Origin of the sequence: Comamonas thiooxydans, assembly GCF_000964545.1 — a bacterium.
Taxonomy (GTDB): Bacteria; Pseudomonadota; Gammaproteobacteria; order Burkholderiales; family Burkholderiaceae_C; genus Comamonas; species Comamonas thiooxydans.
The window spans coordinates 304,291-321,551 of the sequence record NZ_BBVD01000002.1; the positions used below are offsets into that span (position 1 = coordinate 304,291).

General features: G+C 65.1%; 15 protein-coding genes. 13 read left to right on the plus strand and 2 right to left on the minus strand.

Features of this window, described 5'->3' with window-relative positions; translation table 11 throughout:
• Positions 1 to 17 precede the first annotated feature (17 nt).
• The 5 genes from gspL to Cth01_RS02940 are packed head-to-tail and all read left to right on the plus strand — an operon-like array spanning position 18 to position 6,382.
• A complete protein-coding gene (gene gspL / locus Cth01_RS02920; RefSeq protein WP_045838479.1) occupies positions 18 to 1,244 on the plus strand; it encodes a type II secretion system protein GspL in 1,227 nt (408 codons plus the stop codon).
• Positions 1,241 to 1,783, plus strand: a complete 543-nt coding sequence (locus tag Cth01_RS02925) for a type II secretion system protein M (protein ID WP_034381482.1) — start codon at positions 1,241 to 1,243, stop codon at positions 1,781 to 1,783. Before gspL ends, Cth01_RS02925 begins: the two co-directional genes overlap by 4 nt.
• Before the next feature lie 8 nt (positions 1,784 to 1,791).
• A complete protein-coding gene (gene gspN / locus Cth01_RS02930; RefSeq protein ID WP_045838480.1) occupies positions 1,792 to 2,622 on the plus strand; it encodes a type II secretion system protein N in 831 nt (276 codons plus the stop codon).
• Between the two features lie 3 nt (positions 2,623 to 2,625).
• Positions 2,626 to 5,007 (plus strand): type II secretion system secretin GspD, encoded by a 2,382-nt coding sequence (gene gspD / locus Cth01_RS02935; RefSeq protein WP_034381477.1) that lies wholly within the window; start codon positions 2,626 to 2,628, stop codon positions 5,005 to 5,007.
• 13 nt (positions 5,008 to 5,020) lie between these two features.
• A complete protein-coding gene (locus Cth01_RS02940) occupies positions 5,021 to 6,382 on the plus strand; it encodes a GspE/PulE family protein (protein WP_034357344.1) in 1,362 nt (453 codons plus the stop codon).
• A gap of 11 nt (positions 6,383 to 6,393) precedes the next feature.
• On the opposite strand, the gene Cth01_RS02945 is transcribed toward Cth01_RS02940, so the two are convergent.
• Positions 6,394 to 7,572 (minus strand): helix-turn-helix transcriptional regulator, encoded by a 1,179-nt coding sequence (locus Cth01_RS02945; protein WP_034357343.1) that lies wholly within the window; start codon positions 7,570 to 7,572, stop codon positions 6,394 to 6,396.
• A gap of 173 nt (positions 7,573 to 7,745) precedes the next feature.
• Here Cth01_RS02945 and Cth01_RS02950 point away from each other — a divergent pair, with 173 nt between their 5' ends.
• The 5 genes from Cth01_RS02950 to Cth01_RS02970 all read left to right on the plus strand — a co-directional run bounded on the left by Cth01_RS02950 (position 7,746) and on the right by Cth01_RS02970 (position 12,695).
• Positions 7,746 to 9,698 carry a hypothetical protein gene (locus tag Cth01_RS02950; RefSeq protein WP_045838481.1) on the plus strand — a complete coding sequence of 651 codons (1,953 nt, stop codon included), beginning with the start codon at positions 7,746 to 7,748 and terminating at the stop codon, positions 9,696 to 9,698.
• A 97-nt stretch (positions 9,699 to 9,795) separates the two neighbouring features.
• Positions 9,796 to 10,080, plus strand: coding sequence for a hypothetical protein (locus tag Cth01_RS02955; protein WP_034390961.1), 285 nt, complete (start codon positions 9,796 to 9,798; stop codon positions 10,078 to 10,080).
• 45 nt (positions 10,081 to 10,125) lie between these two features.
• Positions 10,126 to 11,130, plus strand: a complete 1,005-nt coding sequence (locus tag Cth01_RS02960; protein ID WP_045838482.1) for an LLM class flavin-dependent oxidoreductase — start codon at positions 10,126 to 10,128, stop codon at positions 11,128 to 11,130.
• Between the two features lie 125 nt (positions 11,131 to 11,255).
• Complete coding sequence (locus tag Cth01_RS02965) at positions 11,256 to 11,945, plus strand: helix-turn-helix transcriptional regulator (RefSeq protein WP_034381465.1); 690 nt, start codon at positions 11,256 to 11,258, stop codon at positions 11,943 to 11,945.
• A 93-nt stretch (positions 11,946 to 12,038) separates the two neighbouring features.
• Entirely contained in the window at positions 12,039 to 12,695 is a 657-nt protein-coding gene (locus tag Cth01_RS02970) for a glutathione S-transferase family protein (protein WP_043003597.1), read from the plus strand.
• A gap of 71 nt (positions 12,696 to 12,766) precedes the next feature.
• On the opposite strand, the gene Cth01_RS02975 is transcribed toward Cth01_RS02970, so the two are convergent.
• A complete protein-coding gene (locus tag Cth01_RS02975) occupies positions 12,767 to 13,516 on the minus strand; it encodes an SDR family NAD(P)-dependent oxidoreductase (RefSeq protein ID WP_034381460.1) in 750 nt (249 codons plus the stop codon).
• A 160-nt stretch (positions 13,517 to 13,676) separates the two neighbouring features.
• Between Cth01_RS02975 and gspF the strand changes: the two genes are divergently transcribed.
• The 3 genes from gspF (at position 13,677) to Cth01_RS02990 (ending at position 17,213) form a co-directional block, all read left to right on the plus strand.
• Positions 13,677 to 14,900 (plus strand): type II secretion system inner membrane protein GspF, encoded by a 1,224-nt coding sequence (gene gspF, locus Cth01_RS02980; protein ID WP_045838483.1) that lies wholly within the window; start codon positions 13,677 to 13,679, stop codon positions 14,898 to 14,900.
• Between the two features lie 131 nt (positions 14,901 to 15,031).
• Positions 15,032 to 16,234, plus strand: a complete 1,203-nt coding sequence (locus Cth01_RS02985; RefSeq protein WP_034381457.1) for an ammonium transporter — start codon at positions 15,032 to 15,034, stop codon at positions 16,232 to 16,234.
• A 61-nt stretch (positions 16,235 to 16,295) separates the two neighbouring features.
• Complete coding sequence (locus Cth01_RS02990; RefSeq protein WP_003061895.1) at positions 16,296 to 17,213, plus strand: 5'-nucleotidase; 918 nt, start codon at positions 16,296 to 16,298, stop codon at positions 17,211 to 17,213.
• Positions 17,214 to 17,261: the final 48 nt, after the last annotated feature.

Sequence of the window (17,261 nt, forward strand, 5' to 3'; positions counted from 1 at the left end):
ATGCTGCATCTTCCCTCATGAGCACATTGCTAATACAGCTGTCGGCGAAGCACGCCAACTCCGCCACGGAATATCTCTACGTCCTCAGCGACGATGGCCAAAGCATTCAGCGCAGCGGCCAGGCTGCGGCGTCCCTGCTGCCGGCCACGGGCCGCACGGCCCAGATCACCGCCGTCATCCCGGTCGCTCAGCTGTCCTGGCATGCCGTCACCCTGCCTCCAGGACTGAATGTGCAAAGCCGGCGCCAGCAGCGTCTGCGCGCCGTGCTTGAGGGTTTGCTGGAAGAAAAGCTGCTCGATGAGCCGTCCGTCATGCACCTGGCACTGGACGCTGGCTCGGCGGCGGGTCAGACCTGCTGGGTGGCTGCCTGCGACAAGGGCTGGCTGCAATCCCATTTGCAGGCCCTGGAACAGCATGGTCATGCCGCCAGCCGTCTGGTGCCCGAACAATGGCCAAGCAGCAAGGCCCAGCTGCTTCTGTCGGGCGACAGCACCCAGCCCCAGCTGAGTGCCACCGGACTGGATGCACAAGCCTGCCTCGTCGTCCTGCCCCAGCATGCCGATGCCGGCCTGTTGCAGCCACTGCTGGCTCGCCTGCCCGAGGATCTGCCGGTGCTGGCCGAACCCCATCTGGCACGCAGCGCGGAGACACTGCAGCGCCCGGTCAGCATCTTCACCGCCGCCCAGCGGCTGCTGCAAAGCCATGGCTACGCAGGCGACCTGGCCCAGTTCGATCTGGACCTGGGCGGCAGCACCCGCGCCAAGCGCCGCCTGCTCGATGCCTGGCATGGTTTTGCCAAGGCTCCGCAATGGCGTGCTGCGCGCTGGGCTGCAGGCATTGCCGTCGTCGCCCAGCTGGTCGGACTCAACGCCTGGGCCTTCAGGGAAAACCGTGCCATCGAACTGCGCCAGCAGCAGGCCAAGCAGGTACTTCAGACCACCTTCCCTCACGTGCCCGTCATCATCGATGCTCCGGTACAGATGCAACGCGAACTGGATCTGCTGCGCAGCAACTCCGGCGCACTGTCCGCCAGCGACCTTGAAGCCCTGCTGGCCGCTAGCGCCGGCATTCAGGGCGTGCAGACTGCCAAGAGCCTGCAATACCAGGACAAGCAGTTGCGTATCTCGGGTCTGGACCTGAGTCCCGAAGCAGTGGGCGACGCACAGCAAAGCCTGCAGGCCAATGGCTATATGCTGCAACGCGAAGGAGCAGATCTGGTGCTCAGTGCAAAGGCTAGGCCATGAAACAGAAAAACGCCTTGAAAACCGCATTGGCTCCGCTGCGCCAGCGCTGGAGCGTCCTGGCCCAGCGCGAACAGAATCTGTTGCTGATCGCCGCCAGCGTCGTGCTGCTGGCCCTGCTCTGGTGGGTGGCACTGGCACCGGCCCTGCACAGCCTGCGCACGGCCCCCGCACGCCATGCGGCAGCGGAGCGCGAGCTGCAGAACATGCTGCAGATGCAGGCCCAGGCCGAGCTGCTGCGCCAGCAGCCGCAGGGCAATAGCGCTGATGCGCGCACGCAGCTGGAGCAGTCGCTCAAGACCGAACTCGGCAGCAGCGCACAGTTGCAGTGGCTGGGCAACCGTGCCCAGGTCAGCCTGAGCAATGCCGCCGCTCCCGCCCTGGCCCGCTGGCTGGCACAGGTGCGTGACAACAGCCATGCCTCGGTGGCCGAGATGAAGCTCAACCGCAATCTCGGCGAAAGCGTCGACGGCGCTGCCGTTACACGCTGGAGCGGCAATCTGCTGCTCGATTTGCCCGACAACGCAGGTGCACAGAATTAGCCGCGACCATGAGCCTGAGCACCTCACGCACCACCAGCAAAGCCTCGCGCAGACCACGTGAGCCGGGCGATCCGCGTTCGCCGCGCCGCTGGGCAGTGGGCGGTGCCTTGCTGGGTGCTCTGCTGACGGTACTGGTCCAGGCTCCGGCGGCCTGGCTGGCCGCAGGCGTGCAATCGATCACAGCCGACCAGGTACAGCTGCAGGAGCCGCGCGGCACGCTCTGGCGCGGCTCGGCCAGGCTGGTGCTCACGGGCGGCAAGGACAGCCAGGACCAGAGCAGCCTGCCCACGCGCCTGAACTGGACACTGCGACCCGGCCTGAGCGGCGCCAGCATCAGCCTGCAAAGCGATTGCTGCACCAGTACCCCGATGCTGGCGCAGCTGCAGCCGGGCTGGAACGCCATGACGGTGCGCTTCAAGGACAGCGTGCTGCAACTGCCCGCTGAGCTGCTGGCCGGCCTGGGCACGCCCTGGAACACCGTGGCCCTGCAGGGCCAGTTGCGCCTGTCCACCGTCGGGCTGACGCTGCAATATCGCGCCGGCCGGGCTACCAGCCAGGGCCTGACGCGGCTGGAAGCGCTGGCCGTATCGTCCAGGCTGTCGTCGCTCAAGCCCCTGGGCAGCTACCGCCTCGATATACAGGGCGGAGACAATGCCCAGCTGAATCTGACCACGCTGGGCGGCGACCTGCAGCTCAGCGGCCAGGGCCAATGGGTGGGCTCGCGCCTGCATTTCAGTGGCGAAGCCTCTGCCAGCCCCGAGCGCGAAGCCGCTCTGTCGAATTTGCTCAATATCTTGGGGCGCCGCCAGGGTGCGCGCTCCATCATCACCTTTGGTTGACACATGACTCAGCATTCACGCACCGCCTGGCAAAACACACTGCATTCGATAGCTGTTGCCTCGCTTGCCGTCTGCATTTCAGCACCTATTCATGCTCAAACCCAGAGCGGACAAGCGAATGCCACTCCCAGTTTGCGACCTGGCGAGCCGGTCACGCTGAACTTCACCAATGCCGATATCGAGGCCGTGTCGCGCGCCATGGCAGCCATCACCAATCGCAATGTGGTGGTGGATCCGCGCGTCAAGGGCCAGATCACGCTGCTGACCGACAAGGCCGTCTCGCCTGCCACTGCCTATCAGCAATACCTGGCGGCACTGCGCATGCAGGGCTTCACGGTGACGGAGTCGGCAGGTCTGTTCAAGGTGATTCCCGAAGCCGATGCCAAGCTGCAGTCCAGCGAGGTCTCCGTCGGCCAGGGCGGACGCGGCAGTCAGGCTGGCGGCGGACAGATCGTCACGCAGATCTTCAAGCTCAACTACGAGAACGCCAACAATCTGGTGCCCGTGCTGCGGCCGCTGATCAGCCCCAACAACACCATCAACGTCAACCCCGGCAACAACTCGCTGATCATCACCGACTACGCGGACAATCTGCAGCGCATCTCGCGCATCATCGCCAGCACCGATGTATCCAACGCCACCGATGTGGAAGTCATCGCGCTGCGCCATGCCGTTGCCGCCGATATGGTGGCCCTGGTCAACCGTTTGATGGAAGGCGGCTCTGCCACCGCAGGCGGCGTGGTCCAGGCCGGAGCCGGCGCGGCAGCAGGCCAGGCGGACACCAGCTTTCGCACCTCCATACTGGCCGAGCCGCGCAGCAACTCGGTGCTGATCCGTGCGGCCAACCCGGCCAAGCTGTCGCAGATCCGCTCGCTGATCGCGCGTCTGGACCAGCCGGCCATGACGGGCAACGGTGACGACGGCAACATCCATGTGGTGTATCTCAAGAACGCCGACGCGGTGTCCCTGGCCGCCACGCTGCGTGCCGCCATCAACGCCCAGACCAGCGCCAGCACCGCCCTGGGTGGCCAGCCGGGCATGACGGCAGCCGCCGGCTCGACCACGAATGCAGCAAGCTCCCAGCCCGTGATCTCGCGCGGCACGGACGGCAGCGCCACCGTAGGCCTGGGCGGCGGCAACAGCGGCCCCAGCTCGCGCTTCGGCACGGCTCAGCAACCCTCCACGGGCGGCATGATCCAGGCCGACCCCACGACCAACTCGCTGATCATCACCGCCCCCGGCCCGCTGTACCGCCAGTTGCGCACCGTCATCGACAAGCTCGACGGCCGCCGCGCCCAGGTACTGATCGAAGCCCTGATTGTCGAAGTCTCCGCCGACAAAGCGGCCCAGCTCGGCGTGCAATGGAGCTCGGTGATCCGCAACAACGGCCGCGTGCTGGGCGTGCTCGGCAACGGCACTTCCATCAGCGGTATCTCGAACATCTTCGGCCTGTCAGGGGCCGTGGGCAATCTGGTCAACGGCACGCCTCTCACCGACAGCCAGGCCTCGGCGATCGGCGGCATGAAGGGCATGAACCTGGGCTTCACCCAGAACGTCAACGGCAACACCAGCCTGGGCGCTCTGGTCAACCTGATGCAGGGCGACGGCGACACCAACATTCTCTCCACGCCCAATCTGATGACGCTGGACAACGAGGAGGCCAGCATCATGGTGGGCGAGAACGTGCCCTTCCCCACAGGCTCCTATACCAACACCGCCGGCACCTCGGGCTCGGTCAATCCCTTCACCACCTATGAGCGCAAGGACGTGGGTACGCTGCTCAAGATTCGTCCGCAGATCAACGAGAACGGCACCATCAAGATGGCCGTCTACCAGGAGAACTCTGCGGTCAAGCAGGGGACGGCGAATGCACAGTCCGGTGCCACCACCACCAAGCGCTCCATCGAGTCGAATGTGCTGGTCGAGGACGGCGCCATCGTGGTGCTGGGCGGCCTGATTGCCGACGAATACAGCCAGAGCCAGGAGCGCGTGCCGCTGCTGGGCGACATTCCCTTGCTGGGCAATCTGTTTCGCAACACCAGCCGCGAGCGCAAGAAAACCAATCTGATGGTGTTTCTGCGCCCCACCGTGCTGCGTGACGCCAACTCCACCAGCCAGCTCTCGCAGGACCGCTATGAGTCCATTCGCGGCATGCAGCAAACCGTGCAGCCCGACCCCAATCTGCTGATGCGCAATGTCAATGCCGCGCCCTTGCTGCCCGCATCCAGCGGTGCTGCACCGGCGAGCGTGCCCAATGTGGCCATCGTTCCCGGGGCCAAGCCCGAGATCGTGGACTTCACGCGCCCGGGTCAGCCCACGGTGAACGGCCAGCCTGTGACCGTGACGCCTGTGACGCCCGCCACCCTGCCCCCGGGCACCCTGTAAGCGAAGGCCACGCATGCGCTACCCCCTGCCCTATGGCTTTGCCCGCAGCAGCCAGCTGCTGATCGAGGATGACGGCCAGGAGCCCGTGCTCTGGCATGGTCCGCAACCCGACTGGTCGGCCATCTCCGAAGTGCAGCGCAAGCACGCGGTGCAACGCTGGCAGTTGCTGGACAGCGGCGCGCTGGCCCATCGCATCAGCGCGGCCTATGCGCAAAGCGACTCCAGCGCCGCCATGGTGGTCAGCGAGGTCGAGTCCGACGCCGATCTGACGCGCATGATGCAGGACCTGCCAGCCGTGGAGGACTTGCTGGAAACCGCCGACGACGCCCCCATTATCCGCATGCTCAACGCCCTGCTCACGCAGGCTGCGCGCGACGGTGCTTCGGACATCCACATCGAGCCCTACGAACGCCATTCCAGCGTGCGCTTTCGCGTGGACGGCGATCTGCGCGAGGTGGTTCAGCCCAATCGCGCCCTGCACGCCGCTCTGATCAGCCGCCTGAAGATCATGGCCGATCTGGACATTGCCGAGAAACGTCTGCCCCAGGACGGGCGCATCAGCCTGCGCCTGGGCACGCGAGCCATTGACGTGCGCGTCTCCACCCTGCCCAGCGCCCACGGCGAGCGTGCCGTGCTGCGCCTGCTGGACAAGAGCGAGAGCAAGCTCAGCCTGGAAGCCGTGGGCATGGGCGGCGAGACGCTCAGGCGCTTTACCCATCTCACGGCGCAGCCGCACGGCATCGTGCTGGTCACCGGCCCCACGGGCTCGGGCAAGACCACCACGCTCTACGCCGCGCTGCAGCGCATGGATGCCAGCCACAGCAACATCATGACGGTGGAAGACCCCATCGAATATGAGCTGGCCGGCGTGGGCCAGACCCAGGTCAACGCCAAAATCGAGCTTACCTTTGCCAAGGCCTTGCGCGCCCTGCTGCGCCAGGACCCTGACGTGATCATGATCGGCGAAATCCGCGACTTCGAAACCGCGCAGATCGCCATCCAGGCTTCGCTCACCGGCCACCTGGTACTGGCCACGCTCCACACCAACGACGCACCCAGCGCCGTCACCCGCCTGATCGACATGGGGGTCGAGCCCTTTTTGCTGTCCTCATCGCTGCTGGGAGTGCTGGCACAGCGCCTGGTACGCAAGGTCGACCTGAGCGAGCCCAGTGGCTACCGTGGCCGCACCGGCATCTTCGAGCTGCTGGCCGTGGACGATGCGATTCGCGCCCAGATCCATCGCGGTGCCAGCGAGGCCGAGATCCGCGAGACTGCCATGGCTGCAGGCATGCAGCTCATGCGCGAGGATGGCGAACGCCTGGTTCGCGAAGGCATCACCACGCAAGCCGAGGTGATGCGCGTCACGCGCGACTGAGGACCCGAGACTCACTCGCGCCAGCGCAGCATGGCAGGCCCCGTGAGCAGCACGCGCACGAAATCGGCCTGCCGCCCCACACCGACCTTGAGCGCCGCCGATTTGAATTGCGAACGCGCGGTATGGATGGACAGGCCCTGTCTCTCGGCGAACTCCTGCAGGGTCCAGCCATTGATCAGCGCCTGGGCCAGTTGAGCCTCTGCCAGCGTGAGCCGATAGAGATTGCGCAGCAAATCCTGCAGCGAAGGAATGCGCAGCGCCGGATCGCTGATCAGCAGCATGGCAGCACTGCGCTCGCCATAAGGGCTGCTATGTATGGGCAAGGGCGACACCATGACCTGCAACTGCTGTCCGGCCAGCCCTGTGAAGCGGCTGGCCCGCCCGTGGTGCAACGCCTTGCCCAGCCCCGTGGCAACACAGTCCCGCATGGCTTTCTGCAGCCAGCGCTGGTCTGCGGCATTGGTGGCCTGCAGGCTCTCGTCGGCCGCGCGATACATCAGCTGGCTTTGCTCCATCAGGCGCAAGGCCCGGCTGCTGGCATGCATCACGGCCGCACGTTCGTCCAGAAGAACCACGCCTACCGGCAGATCCTCCAGTACGGCCAGCGATGCATTCAGCAATGCCTGGGTACGGTACAGGCGTCGGTGAATTGCAAATGCGCTCTGCAGGTGCGGCATGAGCTGCTGCACAAGGCCCAGCTCTTCGGCGCTGTAGGCACCCACGGCATGCGGCCTGACAACGGTGATGTTGAACGATCGGTCATGCTGATTGTCGACCACGGCCGCGCAGGAATAGAACAGGTCCTGAGGTCGCAGCCAGTCGCCATACCACTCGGTACCCGGCAGGTTCCGGTCGGGAAACAGTGTGGAGGAATTCACCACCGTGCCCGGTCTATGCAGACTCTGGTCCTGCAGCCAGACATTGCACTGACAGTAGTGCGTGGCAAAGCTTTCCAGTTCGGCGGCGGCAAAGCCCTGACTGGCGCCGAAAGTGCCAAAACCCCCGTCCAGATCCACCGTCCGCTGCGCAAAGTCGTTGGCCCAGATGACGCTGGCCGGTGAACGCAGGGCCGCGCCGAACAAGGCCAGAAAGCCCTGCCAGCGCGCCGGCTCCAGTGCCGACTCGTAGATGGCCGCAATCAATGCGGGCAACCGTTCCTGCAACATCAAAGGCAGATGCGCTACCGCCATAGAGCCTCCTTCCAAGGCTCGCCACAGCAAGCACCTCATGGAGCTTCGCTGGGGATTCATTTCATTTACTCACACTTTGAAATAGCTGCAAACCCTTCACCCAATTTGGTGATGTTTTCGCGACAACAAGTGCTTACAAACAACGGCAGCCACTCTATCAACCAAAGGCTGCCATGTCACAAGCACTCACCACAACTCCATTCATCCGCCGCTCGGTGTCCCTGGGCACCCTGGTCCTGATTGCCTCCATTGCCGGCTGCGGCGGCGGCAGCGACAGCGCTTCTCCTGCTCCGTCGCCCGCCCCGGCTCCGGCCACAAAATCGATCTCCACCACCGTGATCGACGGCGCCTTGCAAAACGTCAGGGTCTGCATGGACAGAAACGACAACGGCAGCTGCGACGCAGGGGAGCCCAGTGCCGTCACCAATGCCGCCGGTCAGGCCAGCCTGGAAGTGCCAGAGGCCGATGTGGGCAAATTCCCGATTCTGGCCCTGGTCACCAAGGACTCTGTCGATGCCGACACCGGCGCCGTTCCCGTGGCTTTCATATTGCGAGCACCCGCCGATCAGCCTGGCATCGTCAGCCCGCTGAGCACCCTGGTCCAGGCGCACAGCCAGGCCACGGGCAGCAGCACCGCCGATGCGGCAGCAGCCATCCAGAGCCAGCTGGGCCTGGGCACTTCGGTGCTGGCGGATTTCACCCAGGACGGCAGCAACGCCGGCAAGCTGGCCGCCACCATGGCGCGCCTGATCGTGGTGACCACCCAGACCCAGCTCACCAACACGGCAGGCGCCACAGGCGTCGACGGCGCGCCGCTGACTTCGGTACAGCTCAACGCCGCCGTCAACAGCGTGCTGCTGCAGCAGCTGCAAACCCTGGCCACGGCCGTGCTGGACAATCCCGCCCTCAGCGACACCAGCAGCTCCATGAAGGACAAGCAATCCGCCATGGAAACCTCCGCCCAGCAGGTGGCCAGCGCTTCGGGCGTCACGGCCGGCAATGTGGGCCTGATCGCAGCCATGCAGTCGCAAACCAGCAGCCCCGAGGCCGGCGGCCCCACGGCGAGCACGCAGCTGCGCTGGCTCAGCTTTACCGACACCAGCAACTACTACATCCGGGCCTTCGAAGCCACGGCCGAGCAGAACACTCCTGATGCGAACGGCAAACGCTATTTCACGGAGTTCCGCGAGCGCGTGGTCAGCGGCCAGGAGCAGCCCTGGACAAGGCCTCAGATCTATTGGACCGGCAGCGAATGGTTTGCCTGCCCCACGGACTTCGTGCAGCAGGTCACCAGCCTCGCGAGCGGAGAGAGCGAATCCCTGTACTGCAAGAGCCTGGTCAGCAGAGCCAAGCAGAGTGTGCGAAATATCGCAGGCCTGAAGATGCGTGACATCGTCACCGAGATCCGCTCCGCCCCGTGGCAGGACTCTGCCGACGGCAGCTTTGCCAACTGGGGCCCGAGGCCCGATCAGCTTCCGGCCGAAACGACCTTCCCCAGCGGCTCCACGCTCAGCTATCGCACCGTCACCGACCTGGGCGGCAGCGACTACTACCTGAGCAACAACGCCAACCGCGCCACCATTGCCCGTGCCGACGCACCGAACAACCCTGACACCAGCACCTGGCGCAGCGCCACGCTTGCGGAATTCATCGCGTGGAATGCCGGCGACTTTGCGCCCAATGTCTCGGCCGCCGATGTGCATGGCAACAACTCGCGCGTGCTGGTCAGCCGCCGCGACTATCTCAAGCCCGATGGCAGCGCCGCCTACAAGCGCTATATGGTGGGTTTCGAGAACGGCGGCGAGCAGCGCGCGCGCTTTTATGAATGCGAGGGCGATATGAGCACCTTGCCCAACAACCGGACCCTGTTCATCAACGGCGTGTCCACCTGCAAGACGATTCTGGTCAGCAATTACAGCATCGCCACCCAGGCAAATGCCAAGGTGCTGCGCTTCGCACAGGAGCCCACCCAGCTCAATGTCAGCAACTTCCAGAACTACCGCCTGTTCGTCGAGCGCGGCGGCATCACCTATGTCGGCTATCGGGACAAGCAGATGGTCAGCAATCAGCAGCGGCTCAATGGCACTGCAGCCGATGCGCTGCTTGCCGCCCTCGGCCTGAACTGACTCCCCGCCCTAGCGCAGCACAGCCCACCTCTCGGTGGGCTTTTTCATGCATGGCCTCAGCCAGCAGCGGTCATTGAGCTTTGCCAGAATCGTTGCCATGCTTGAAAACCTTCGCACTTCCGTCCAGCCCTATGGCGGCGATCTGTTTCTGCTGCTGATCGCCCTGGCTGTCATCAGCCTCGCCGTGCTGTTCAACCTCAAGGGCCGTCTTCCCGTGGACCAGTTGCGCCGCGTGATCCGCATGGCGGCGCTGGTGGCCTTGCTGGGCTCGGTATTCGCCATGCAGGCCGGCAGCAGCTATTACGCCATGGCCGCCGTGCTGCTGGCCTGGGGTGTGCTGGTCGGCATTGTGCTTGGACGTGAGATCGGCCGCAAACGCTGACCCAGAAAACGCTGCAAGCTATCAAAACCATATAGATCAATCGCCATGAAATCCCTGAACAACGTCAAGCTGTCCATGCTGGACCTGGTCGCCGTGCGCGAAGGCGGAACGGTGGCCGATGCTCTGCAGATTGCCGTGCGCACCGCGCAGCAGGCTGAAAAGCTGGGCTTCACCCGCTACTGGCTGGCCGAGCACCACAATATGCCGGGCATTGCGAGTTCGGCCACGGCCGTGCTGATCGGCCACATCGCAGGCGCCACGCAGAGGATTCGTGTGGGCTCGGGCGGCATCATGCTGCCCAACCATGCACCGCTGGTGGTGGCCGAGGCCTTCGGCACGCTGGCCGAGCTCTACCCGGGCCGCATCGACCTGGGCCTGGGCCGCGCGCCGGGCACCGACGGTGCGACCATGCGCGCCCTGCGCCGCGACCGCGTGGAGACCGAGGAGGACTTCCCGCGCGACGTACAGGAGCTACAGCGCCTGCTGGGTGATCACCAGGACGGCGCCCGCATCATCGCCATGCCGGGCGCGGGCACGCATGTCCCGATCTGGCTGCTGGGCTCCAGTCTGTTCTCGGCCCAGCTGGCTGCACACATGGGCCTGCCCTACGCCTTTGCCTCGCACTTTGCGCCGCGCATGCTGCACCAGGCCCTGGCCCTGTATCGCCAGATGTTCAAGCCCAGTGCCACGCTGGCCAAGCCTTACGCGATTGTCGGCGTGCCCGTGATTGCAGCCCCCAGCGATGAAGAGGCGCGGTTTCTGGCCAGCAGCACCTATCAGCGCGTGCTCGGCATTCTGACCGGCAACCGCACCCGCCTCATGCCCCCGATACCGGACTTCTGGGAGCAGCTGGATGGGCGCGCCCAGGCGGCGATTGCCGATTTCCTGGCAGTGGGCGTCATCGGCGGCCCCGATACCGTGCGCCAGGGGCTGCAAAAGCTGGCCGACGAGACCCAGGCCGATGAATTCATGATCGTCAGCGATGTCTATGACGCCGAGCTGCGCCTGCGCAGCCTGGAGATCACGGCTGGCGCCATGAACTCCGCCTGAGCGGTCCTGGCAGCTCCCTCCTCTCACGCTGCATGGAAGGAGGGAGTGCAGAGAGAACGACAAACCAGCGTCCCGGCATGAGAGCATGCCAAACTCCTGCGTCGTTCACCTCTCAGATTTCGCCCATGAGCCGTTCCGCCCGTCTGCTGCAATTGCTGGATACGCTGCGCCGCGCCCGTCAGCCGCAGACCGGGCCCGAGCTGGCCCAGGCGCTGGGCATCAGCCTGCGCACGCTGTATCGCGATATTGCCACCTTGCGCACCCAGGGCGCCGACATCCTGGGCGACCCCGGCATAGGCTTCGAGATGCGGCCCGGCTTTCTGCTGCCGCCGCTGATGTTCAACGCCGACGAGCTGGAGGCCCTGCTGCTGGGCGCTCGCTGGGCCAGCCTGCAGGCCGATCCGCAACTGGCACAGGCCGCCACCGCCGCCATGGACCGCATACGCACAGCACTGCCGCTGGAGCTGCGCATCGCCGTCGATACCAGCGGCCTGCTGGTTCCCAATATGCAGACAGATCCGCCGGCCGAGCCCTGGCAGGCCGCGCTGCGCCGCGCCATCCGCGCCGAACACAAGGTCGTGCTGCATTACCGGGACCAGCATGGCGTGCCGAGCCAGCGCCGGGTCTGGCCGTTTGCCATGGCCTACTTCGAGCGCAGCCGCGTGGTCTCGGCATGGTGCGAGTTGCGCCAGGCCTTTCGTCACTTTCGCGCCGACCGCGTGGACGCGCTGGAGGATTTGGGCGAACGCTATCCGCAGCGACGCCAGGCGCTGATACAGCGCTGGCTGGACGAAACCGGCTACACGCTGGATTGAACGGCGCTGCTGACAGAAACTGTCAGCCCTCGCTCCTACATTGGCTGCATGGCGTTTTTGCCATGTCACAACAGCCCGCCAAGGAGAGCCGCAATGTCCACACCTCAGCAACCCAAGCTGCGCTTTTTCAGCAACCCCAGATCACGCGCCCGCATGGTGCGCTGGATGCTGGAGGAATGCGGTGCCGACTATGAAACCGTTGAGCTGGAATTCGGACCCGAGATGAAGTCGCCCGAGTACCTGTCCATCAACCCCATGGGCAAGGTCCCGGCGCTGCAGCATGGCGATGCCGTGGTCACCGAGACCGGAGCCATCCTCGCCTATCTGGCCGAGCTTTTTCCCGAGAAACGACTGGCCCCGGCGATGGGCAGCCCGGAACGGGCCAGCTACTTTCGCTGGCTGTTCTTTGTCGCCGGGCCGGTGGAGGCCGTCACAACCGCCCGCAACGAAGGCTGGCTGCAATCGCAAACTCATCAGCAAGCCATAAGCGCGGGCTTTGGCCGCTTTGACGATGTGCTGAACACATTGCTGCATGCGGTGGCCGGCAAACGCTATGTCTGCGGCGACCACTTCACGGCCGCCGATCTGTATCTGGCCAGCTATATCGGCTGGAGCATGATGGACGGCAGCTTGCCCAGGCGGCCCGAATTCGAGGCCTATGCCACACCGCTGCTGCAGCGTGCAGCCTCGGTGCGCGCCGACGAGATCGACGGCGATATGCAAGCCGCCGCCATGGCGCCAGTCGTTTAAGGTTTTGGCCCGCAGCGCTTGCCAGTCAAGCGCAGGGCCATCAAAGCCTATAGCAAACCGCTGCAGACCACTCAGCGCGCCAAGTAACCGCCGTCGACCGGGTAATAAGCGCCCGTCACAAACGACGCGCGGTCACTGGCCAGCCAGGCCACCAGCTCGGCAATCTCCTCGGGCTGGCCCAGCCGTCCCATGGGGTGGGCCGCCACCAGAGCCGCATGCGTGGCCGGGTCCTGCTCCAGACCGCTGATCATGGGGGTCTGGACAAAGCCCGGCCCCACGGCATTGATTCGCACGCCCCGGGCCGAATATTCGAGCGCTGCCGCCTTGGTCAGGCCCAGCACGCCATGCTTGGCCGCCGTATAGGCCGCAGAGTTGGCAAAGCCCACGGCGCCGAGTATGGACGCCATATTGATGATGGAGCCGCCACCGCCTTGCAGCATGGCGGCAATCTGGTATTTGCAGGCATAGAAGACACCCGAGAGATTGACGCGCAGCACCTGCTCCCAGGCATCGAGTGGATAGTCGGCGGTTGGCGCGCTGGCTCCGCCGATGCCGGCGTTGTTGCAGGCCGCGTCCAGCCTGCCGAAGTGGCGCATGGTCAGGGCCACCAGCGCTTCATGATCTGCTGGGCTGCCGGCGTCGGCGCGCAGATACAGTGCCTCGGCACCCAGCTCTCGCACCAGGGCCGCGCTCTCCTGACCCTGCTCCTCGTTAAGGTCGGCCAGCACCACCCGCGCGCCTTCCCTGGCCCATGTCAGCGCCACACAACGGCCTATGCCGGATGCAGCCCCCGTCACCAATGCAACCTTGTCCTTGAGCATCGAAACCTCGCATTCTTGAATCGGCAGACCATTGTGCCGACCTCAGCCGCGGCAGTCCTGACCTGCGTCAAGCCGGGTTCGCTCTCTCAAACGCCGAAGTGCTGACATCATTAGTCGCTACTATCTGCACTAACCCCTCACCCGTCAGATCGATTCGCGCATGCCCGCCTTTACCTTTGAAGCCCTGGATGCCCAGGGCCAGACCCGCAAGGGCACCCTGGAAGCCGACAACGCCCGTGCCGCGCGCAGCCAGCTGCGCAGCCAGGCCCTGGTGCCGCTGCAGGTCGAGCCCGTCGCCGCAGGCAAGGGCCAGGGCCGCACCGGCGCTTCCGGATGGTTCACGCGCCCGGTCTTCAACTCCACCAGCCTCGCGGTATGGACCCGCCAGCTCTCGGGCCTGGTCAGCTCCGGCCTGCCCATAGAACGCGCACTGGCCGCGCTGTCCGAGGAAGCCGAGGACGAACGCCAGCATCAGCTGGTCGCAGCGCTGAGGGCCGAGGTCAATGCCGGCTCCAGCTTTGCCAGGGCGCTGGAACAGCATCCACGCGAGTTTTCCGATATCTTTTGCGCCGTGATCGGCGCCGGCGAATCCAGCGGCAGCCTGGGTCCGGTGCTGGAAAACCTGGCCGACGACCTGGAGGCGCGCCAGGCCTTGCAGTCCAAGCTCATCGGCGCCTCGCTGTATCCGGCCATCGTGACGCTGGTGGCCATCGTCATCGTGATCTTTCTGGTCAGCTATGTGGTGCCGCAGGTGGCCGGCGTGTTTGCCGGCACCAAGCGTGCGCTGCCGTTTCTCACCGTGGTCATGCTCGGCATCAGCGACTTTGTGCGCCACTACGGCTGGTTCATGCTGGCCGTGCTGCTGCTGGCTGCCGTGGGCTTTCGGCTGGCGCTCAGGAACGAGGCGTTTCGCGAGCGCTTCGATGCCCAGTGGCTGCGTCTGCCGCTCATAGGCCGGCTCTCGCGCAGCTATAACGCGGCGCGCTTTGCCGGCACTCTGGCCATGCTGGCCGGAGCGGGCGTGCCCATTCTCAAGGCCTTGCAGGCTGCGGCCGAGACGCTCAACAACCGCGCGCTGCGCGCCGATGCCATGGATGCGCTGGTGCTGGTGCGCGAAGGCGCGCCGCTGGCCTCGGCCCTGGCTCAGAAGAAGCGCTTTCCGGGCCTGGTCGCCATGTTCGCCCGGCTGGGCGAGCAGACGGGCCAGCTGCCGCTGATGCTGCAGCGTGCCGCCACCCAGCTGTCCACCGAGGTCCAGCGCCGTGCCATGCACCTGGCCACGATCCTCGAGCCCCTGCTCATCGTCGTCATGGGACTGGTGGTCATGCTCATCGTGCTGGCCGTGCTCATGCCCATCATCCAGCTCAACCAGTTCGTCAAATAGGCCGGCCGCGCCAGCAACGGTGCGGAAGCGCCCACTCCAGCTTGGCGCAATTCTTGCTTTCTTTTAGTGCATTGCGGGTTTCTTCCGCAATTTCGCACCAATAAATAGCAAATTTCAGCTGGAGCGTTTTCATGCAAGCACTAAAACAGGGCGCGGATGCCCTGTTCATTCTGATGGGCGCCGTCATGGTCCTGGCCATGCACGCCGGTTTCGCCTTCCTGGAACTGGGCACCGTGCGCCGCAAGAACCAGGTCAATGCCCTGGTCAAGATCCTGGTCGACTTCTCGGTCTCCACCGTGGTCTATTTCGCTCTCGGCTATGGCGTGGCCTACGGCACGCACTTTTTCGTGGGTGCCGAGCAGCTGACGGCACTCAACGGCTATGGCCTGGTCAAGTTCTTCTTTCTGCTGACCTTTGCCGCCGCCATTCCCGCCATCATCTCGGGCGGCATTGCCGAACGCGCCAAGTTCTGGCCCCAGCTGATCGCCACGGCCATGATCGTGGGCCTGATCTACCCCTTCTTCGAGGGCATTGCCTGGAACCAGCATTTCGGCGTGCAGGCCTGGATCAAGGCGCTGACCGGCGCCGAGTTCCACGACTTTGCCGGCAGCGTGGTGGTCCATGCCGTGGGCGGCTGGATCGCTCTTGGCGCCGTGCTGCTGCTGGGTCCGCGCAGCAATCGCTACCGCCAAGGCGGAGCGATCGCCGCCACGCCCCCCTCCAGCATTCCCTTCCTGGCTCTGGGCGCCTGGATTCTGATCGTGGGCTGGTTCGGCTTCAATGTGATGAGTGCCCAGAGTCTGGACAAGATCTCCGGTCTGGTCGCCGTGAACTCGCTGATGGCCATGGTCGGCGGCACGCTGGCCGCCCTGGCGGTGGGCAAAAACGACCCGGGCTTTGTGCACAACGGCCCGCTGGCCGGTCTGGTCGCCGTCTGCGCGGGCTCGGATCTGATGCACCCTCTGGGGGCACTGGTCGTGGGGGCTGCCGCCGGCGCCATCTTTGTCTTCATGTTCACGCTGACGCAGAACAAATGGAAGATCGACGATGTGCTTGGCGTGTGGCCGCTGCACGGTCTGTGCGGCGCCTGGGGCGGCATTGCAGCCGGCATCTTCGGCACGCAAGCGCTGGGCGGGCTTGGCGGCGTGCATCCGCTGGCCCAGCTCATAGGCACGCTGATGGGCGTGGCCTGGGCAGCGCTCGGCGGCCTGCTGGTCTACGGCCTGCTCAAGAAAACCATGGGGCTGCGCCTGAGCCAGGAACAGGAATTCGACGGCGCCGATCTGTCCATACACCATATCAGTGCCACGCCCGAGCGCGAAGCCAACTGGTGAGGGCGCGGCGGCCTGCGTATCATCGGAGCTTGTCTGCACATCCGCCCAAAGCCGTACCGCCATGGCCATGACCCTGAACGACAAGCTCGTCGTCGCCATCTCCTCGCGAGCCCTGTTCGATTTCGAGGAGGAAAACCGCCTCTTCGAGGACAGCGACCCGGCGACCTATCTGCGCCTGCAGCGCGAGCGGCTGAACGTGCCTGCCGCACCGGGCGTTGCCTTCTCGCTGGTCAAGAAGCTGCTGGCCTTCAACACCGAGGCACAGCAGCATGTGGAGGTGGTGCTGCTCTCGCGCAACGACCCCGTCAGCGGCATGCGCGTCTTCCGCTCGGCCCAGGCCCACGGCCTGCACTCCATACAGCGCGGCGTATTCACCCAGGGGCGCGACCCCTTCGGTTATCTGCGCCCGCTGGGAGCCCAGCTGTTTCTCTCGGCGAATGCCGATGACGTGACCCAGGCACTGCAGCTGGGCTACCCGGCCGCCCATGTGTTCACCGACTCCATGCGCGCCAGCAGCAGCCATCCGCGCGAAGTGCGCATCGCTTTCGACGGCGATGCCGTGCTGTTTTCCGACGAGGCCGAGCGCATCTTCCAGGCCCAGGGCCTGGAGGCTTTCCAGCAGCATGAGCTGGAGAAAGCCGCCCAGCCGCTGCCTGAAGGCCCGTTCAAGCCGCTGCTGGCCGCCCTGCACCGGCTGCAGCAGGCCGATGTGGCCGGCATGCGCGTGCGCACGGCCCTGGTCACGGCGCGCAGCGCCCCGGCCCATGAGCGCGCGCTCAATACGCTGATGGACTGGAAGATCGATGTCGATGAAGCCATGTTCCTCGGCGGACTGGCCAAGGGCGGGTTTCTGCGCGAGTTCGAGCCCGATTTCTTCTTCGACGACCAGACCGGCCATGTGCGCAATGCGGCCGGGCATGTTCCTTCGGGCCATGTACGCAGCGGCATTGCCCATGACAAGGCGGCGCTGCCTACGTAAAGCTTGGCAAAGTCCGGCAAGCGAATGCAAAACTTTGAAAGTGCGGCG

Bases quoted from the DNA above. Each gene is read 5' to 3' on its own strand.
- Cth01_RS02965 (WP_034381465.1), top strand. From the start codon at position 11,256: ATGAGCCGTTCCGCCCGTCTGCTGCAATTGCTGGATACGCTGCGCCGC.
- Cth01_RS02960 (WP_045838482.1), top strand. From the start codon at position 10,126: ATGAAATCCCTGAACAACGTCAAGCTGTCCATGCTGGACCTGGTCGCC.
- gspN (WP_045838480.1), top strand. From the start codon at position 1,792: ATGAGCCTGAGCACCTCACGCACCACCAGCAAAGCCTCGCGCAGACCA.
- Cth01_RS02990 (WP_003061895.1), top strand. From the start codon at position 16,296: ATGGCCATGACCCTGAACGACAAGCTCGTCGTCGCCATCTCCTCGCGA.
- Cth01_RS02970 (WP_043003597.1), top strand. From the start codon at position 12,039: ATGTCCACACCTCAGCAACCCAAGCTGCGCTTTTTCAGCAACCCCAGA.
- gspD (WP_034381477.1), top strand. From the start codon at position 2,626: ATGACTCAGCATTCACGCACCGCCTGGCAAAACACACTGCATTCGATA.
- gspL (WP_045838479.1), top strand. From the start codon at position 18: ATGAGCACATTGCTAATACAGCTGTCGGCGAAGCACGCCAACTCCGCC.
- Cth01_RS02945 (WP_034357343.1), bottom strand. From the start codon at position 7,572: ATGGCGGTAGCGCATCTGCCTTTGATGTTGCAGGAACGGTTGCCCGCA.
- gspF (WP_045838483.1), top strand. From the start codon at position 13,677: ATGCCCGCCTTTACCTTTGAAGCCCTGGATGCCCAGGGCCAGACCCGC.
- Cth01_RS02975 (WP_034381460.1), bottom strand. From the start codon at position 13,516: ATGCTCAAGGACAAGGTTGCATTGGTGACGGGGGCTGCATCCGGCATA.
- Cth01_RS02950 (WP_045838481.1), top strand. From the start codon at position 7,746: ATGTCACAAGCACTCACCACAACTCCATTCATCCGCCGCTCGGTGTCC.
- Cth01_RS02925 (WP_034381482.1), top strand. From the start codon at position 1,241: ATGAAACAGAAAAACGCCTTGAAAACCGCATTGGCTCCGCTGCGCCAG.
- Cth01_RS02940 (WP_034357344.1), top strand. From the start codon at position 5,021: ATGCGCTACCCCCTGCCCTATGGCTTTGCCCGCAGCAGCCAGCTGCTG.
- Cth01_RS02985 (WP_034381457.1), top strand. From the start codon at position 15,032: ATGCAAGCACTAAAACAGGGCGCGGATGCCCTGTTCATTCTGATGGGC.
- Cth01_RS02955 (WP_034390961.1), top strand. From the start codon at position 9,796: ATGCTTGAAAACCTTCGCACTTCCGTCCAGCCCTATGGCGGCGATCTG.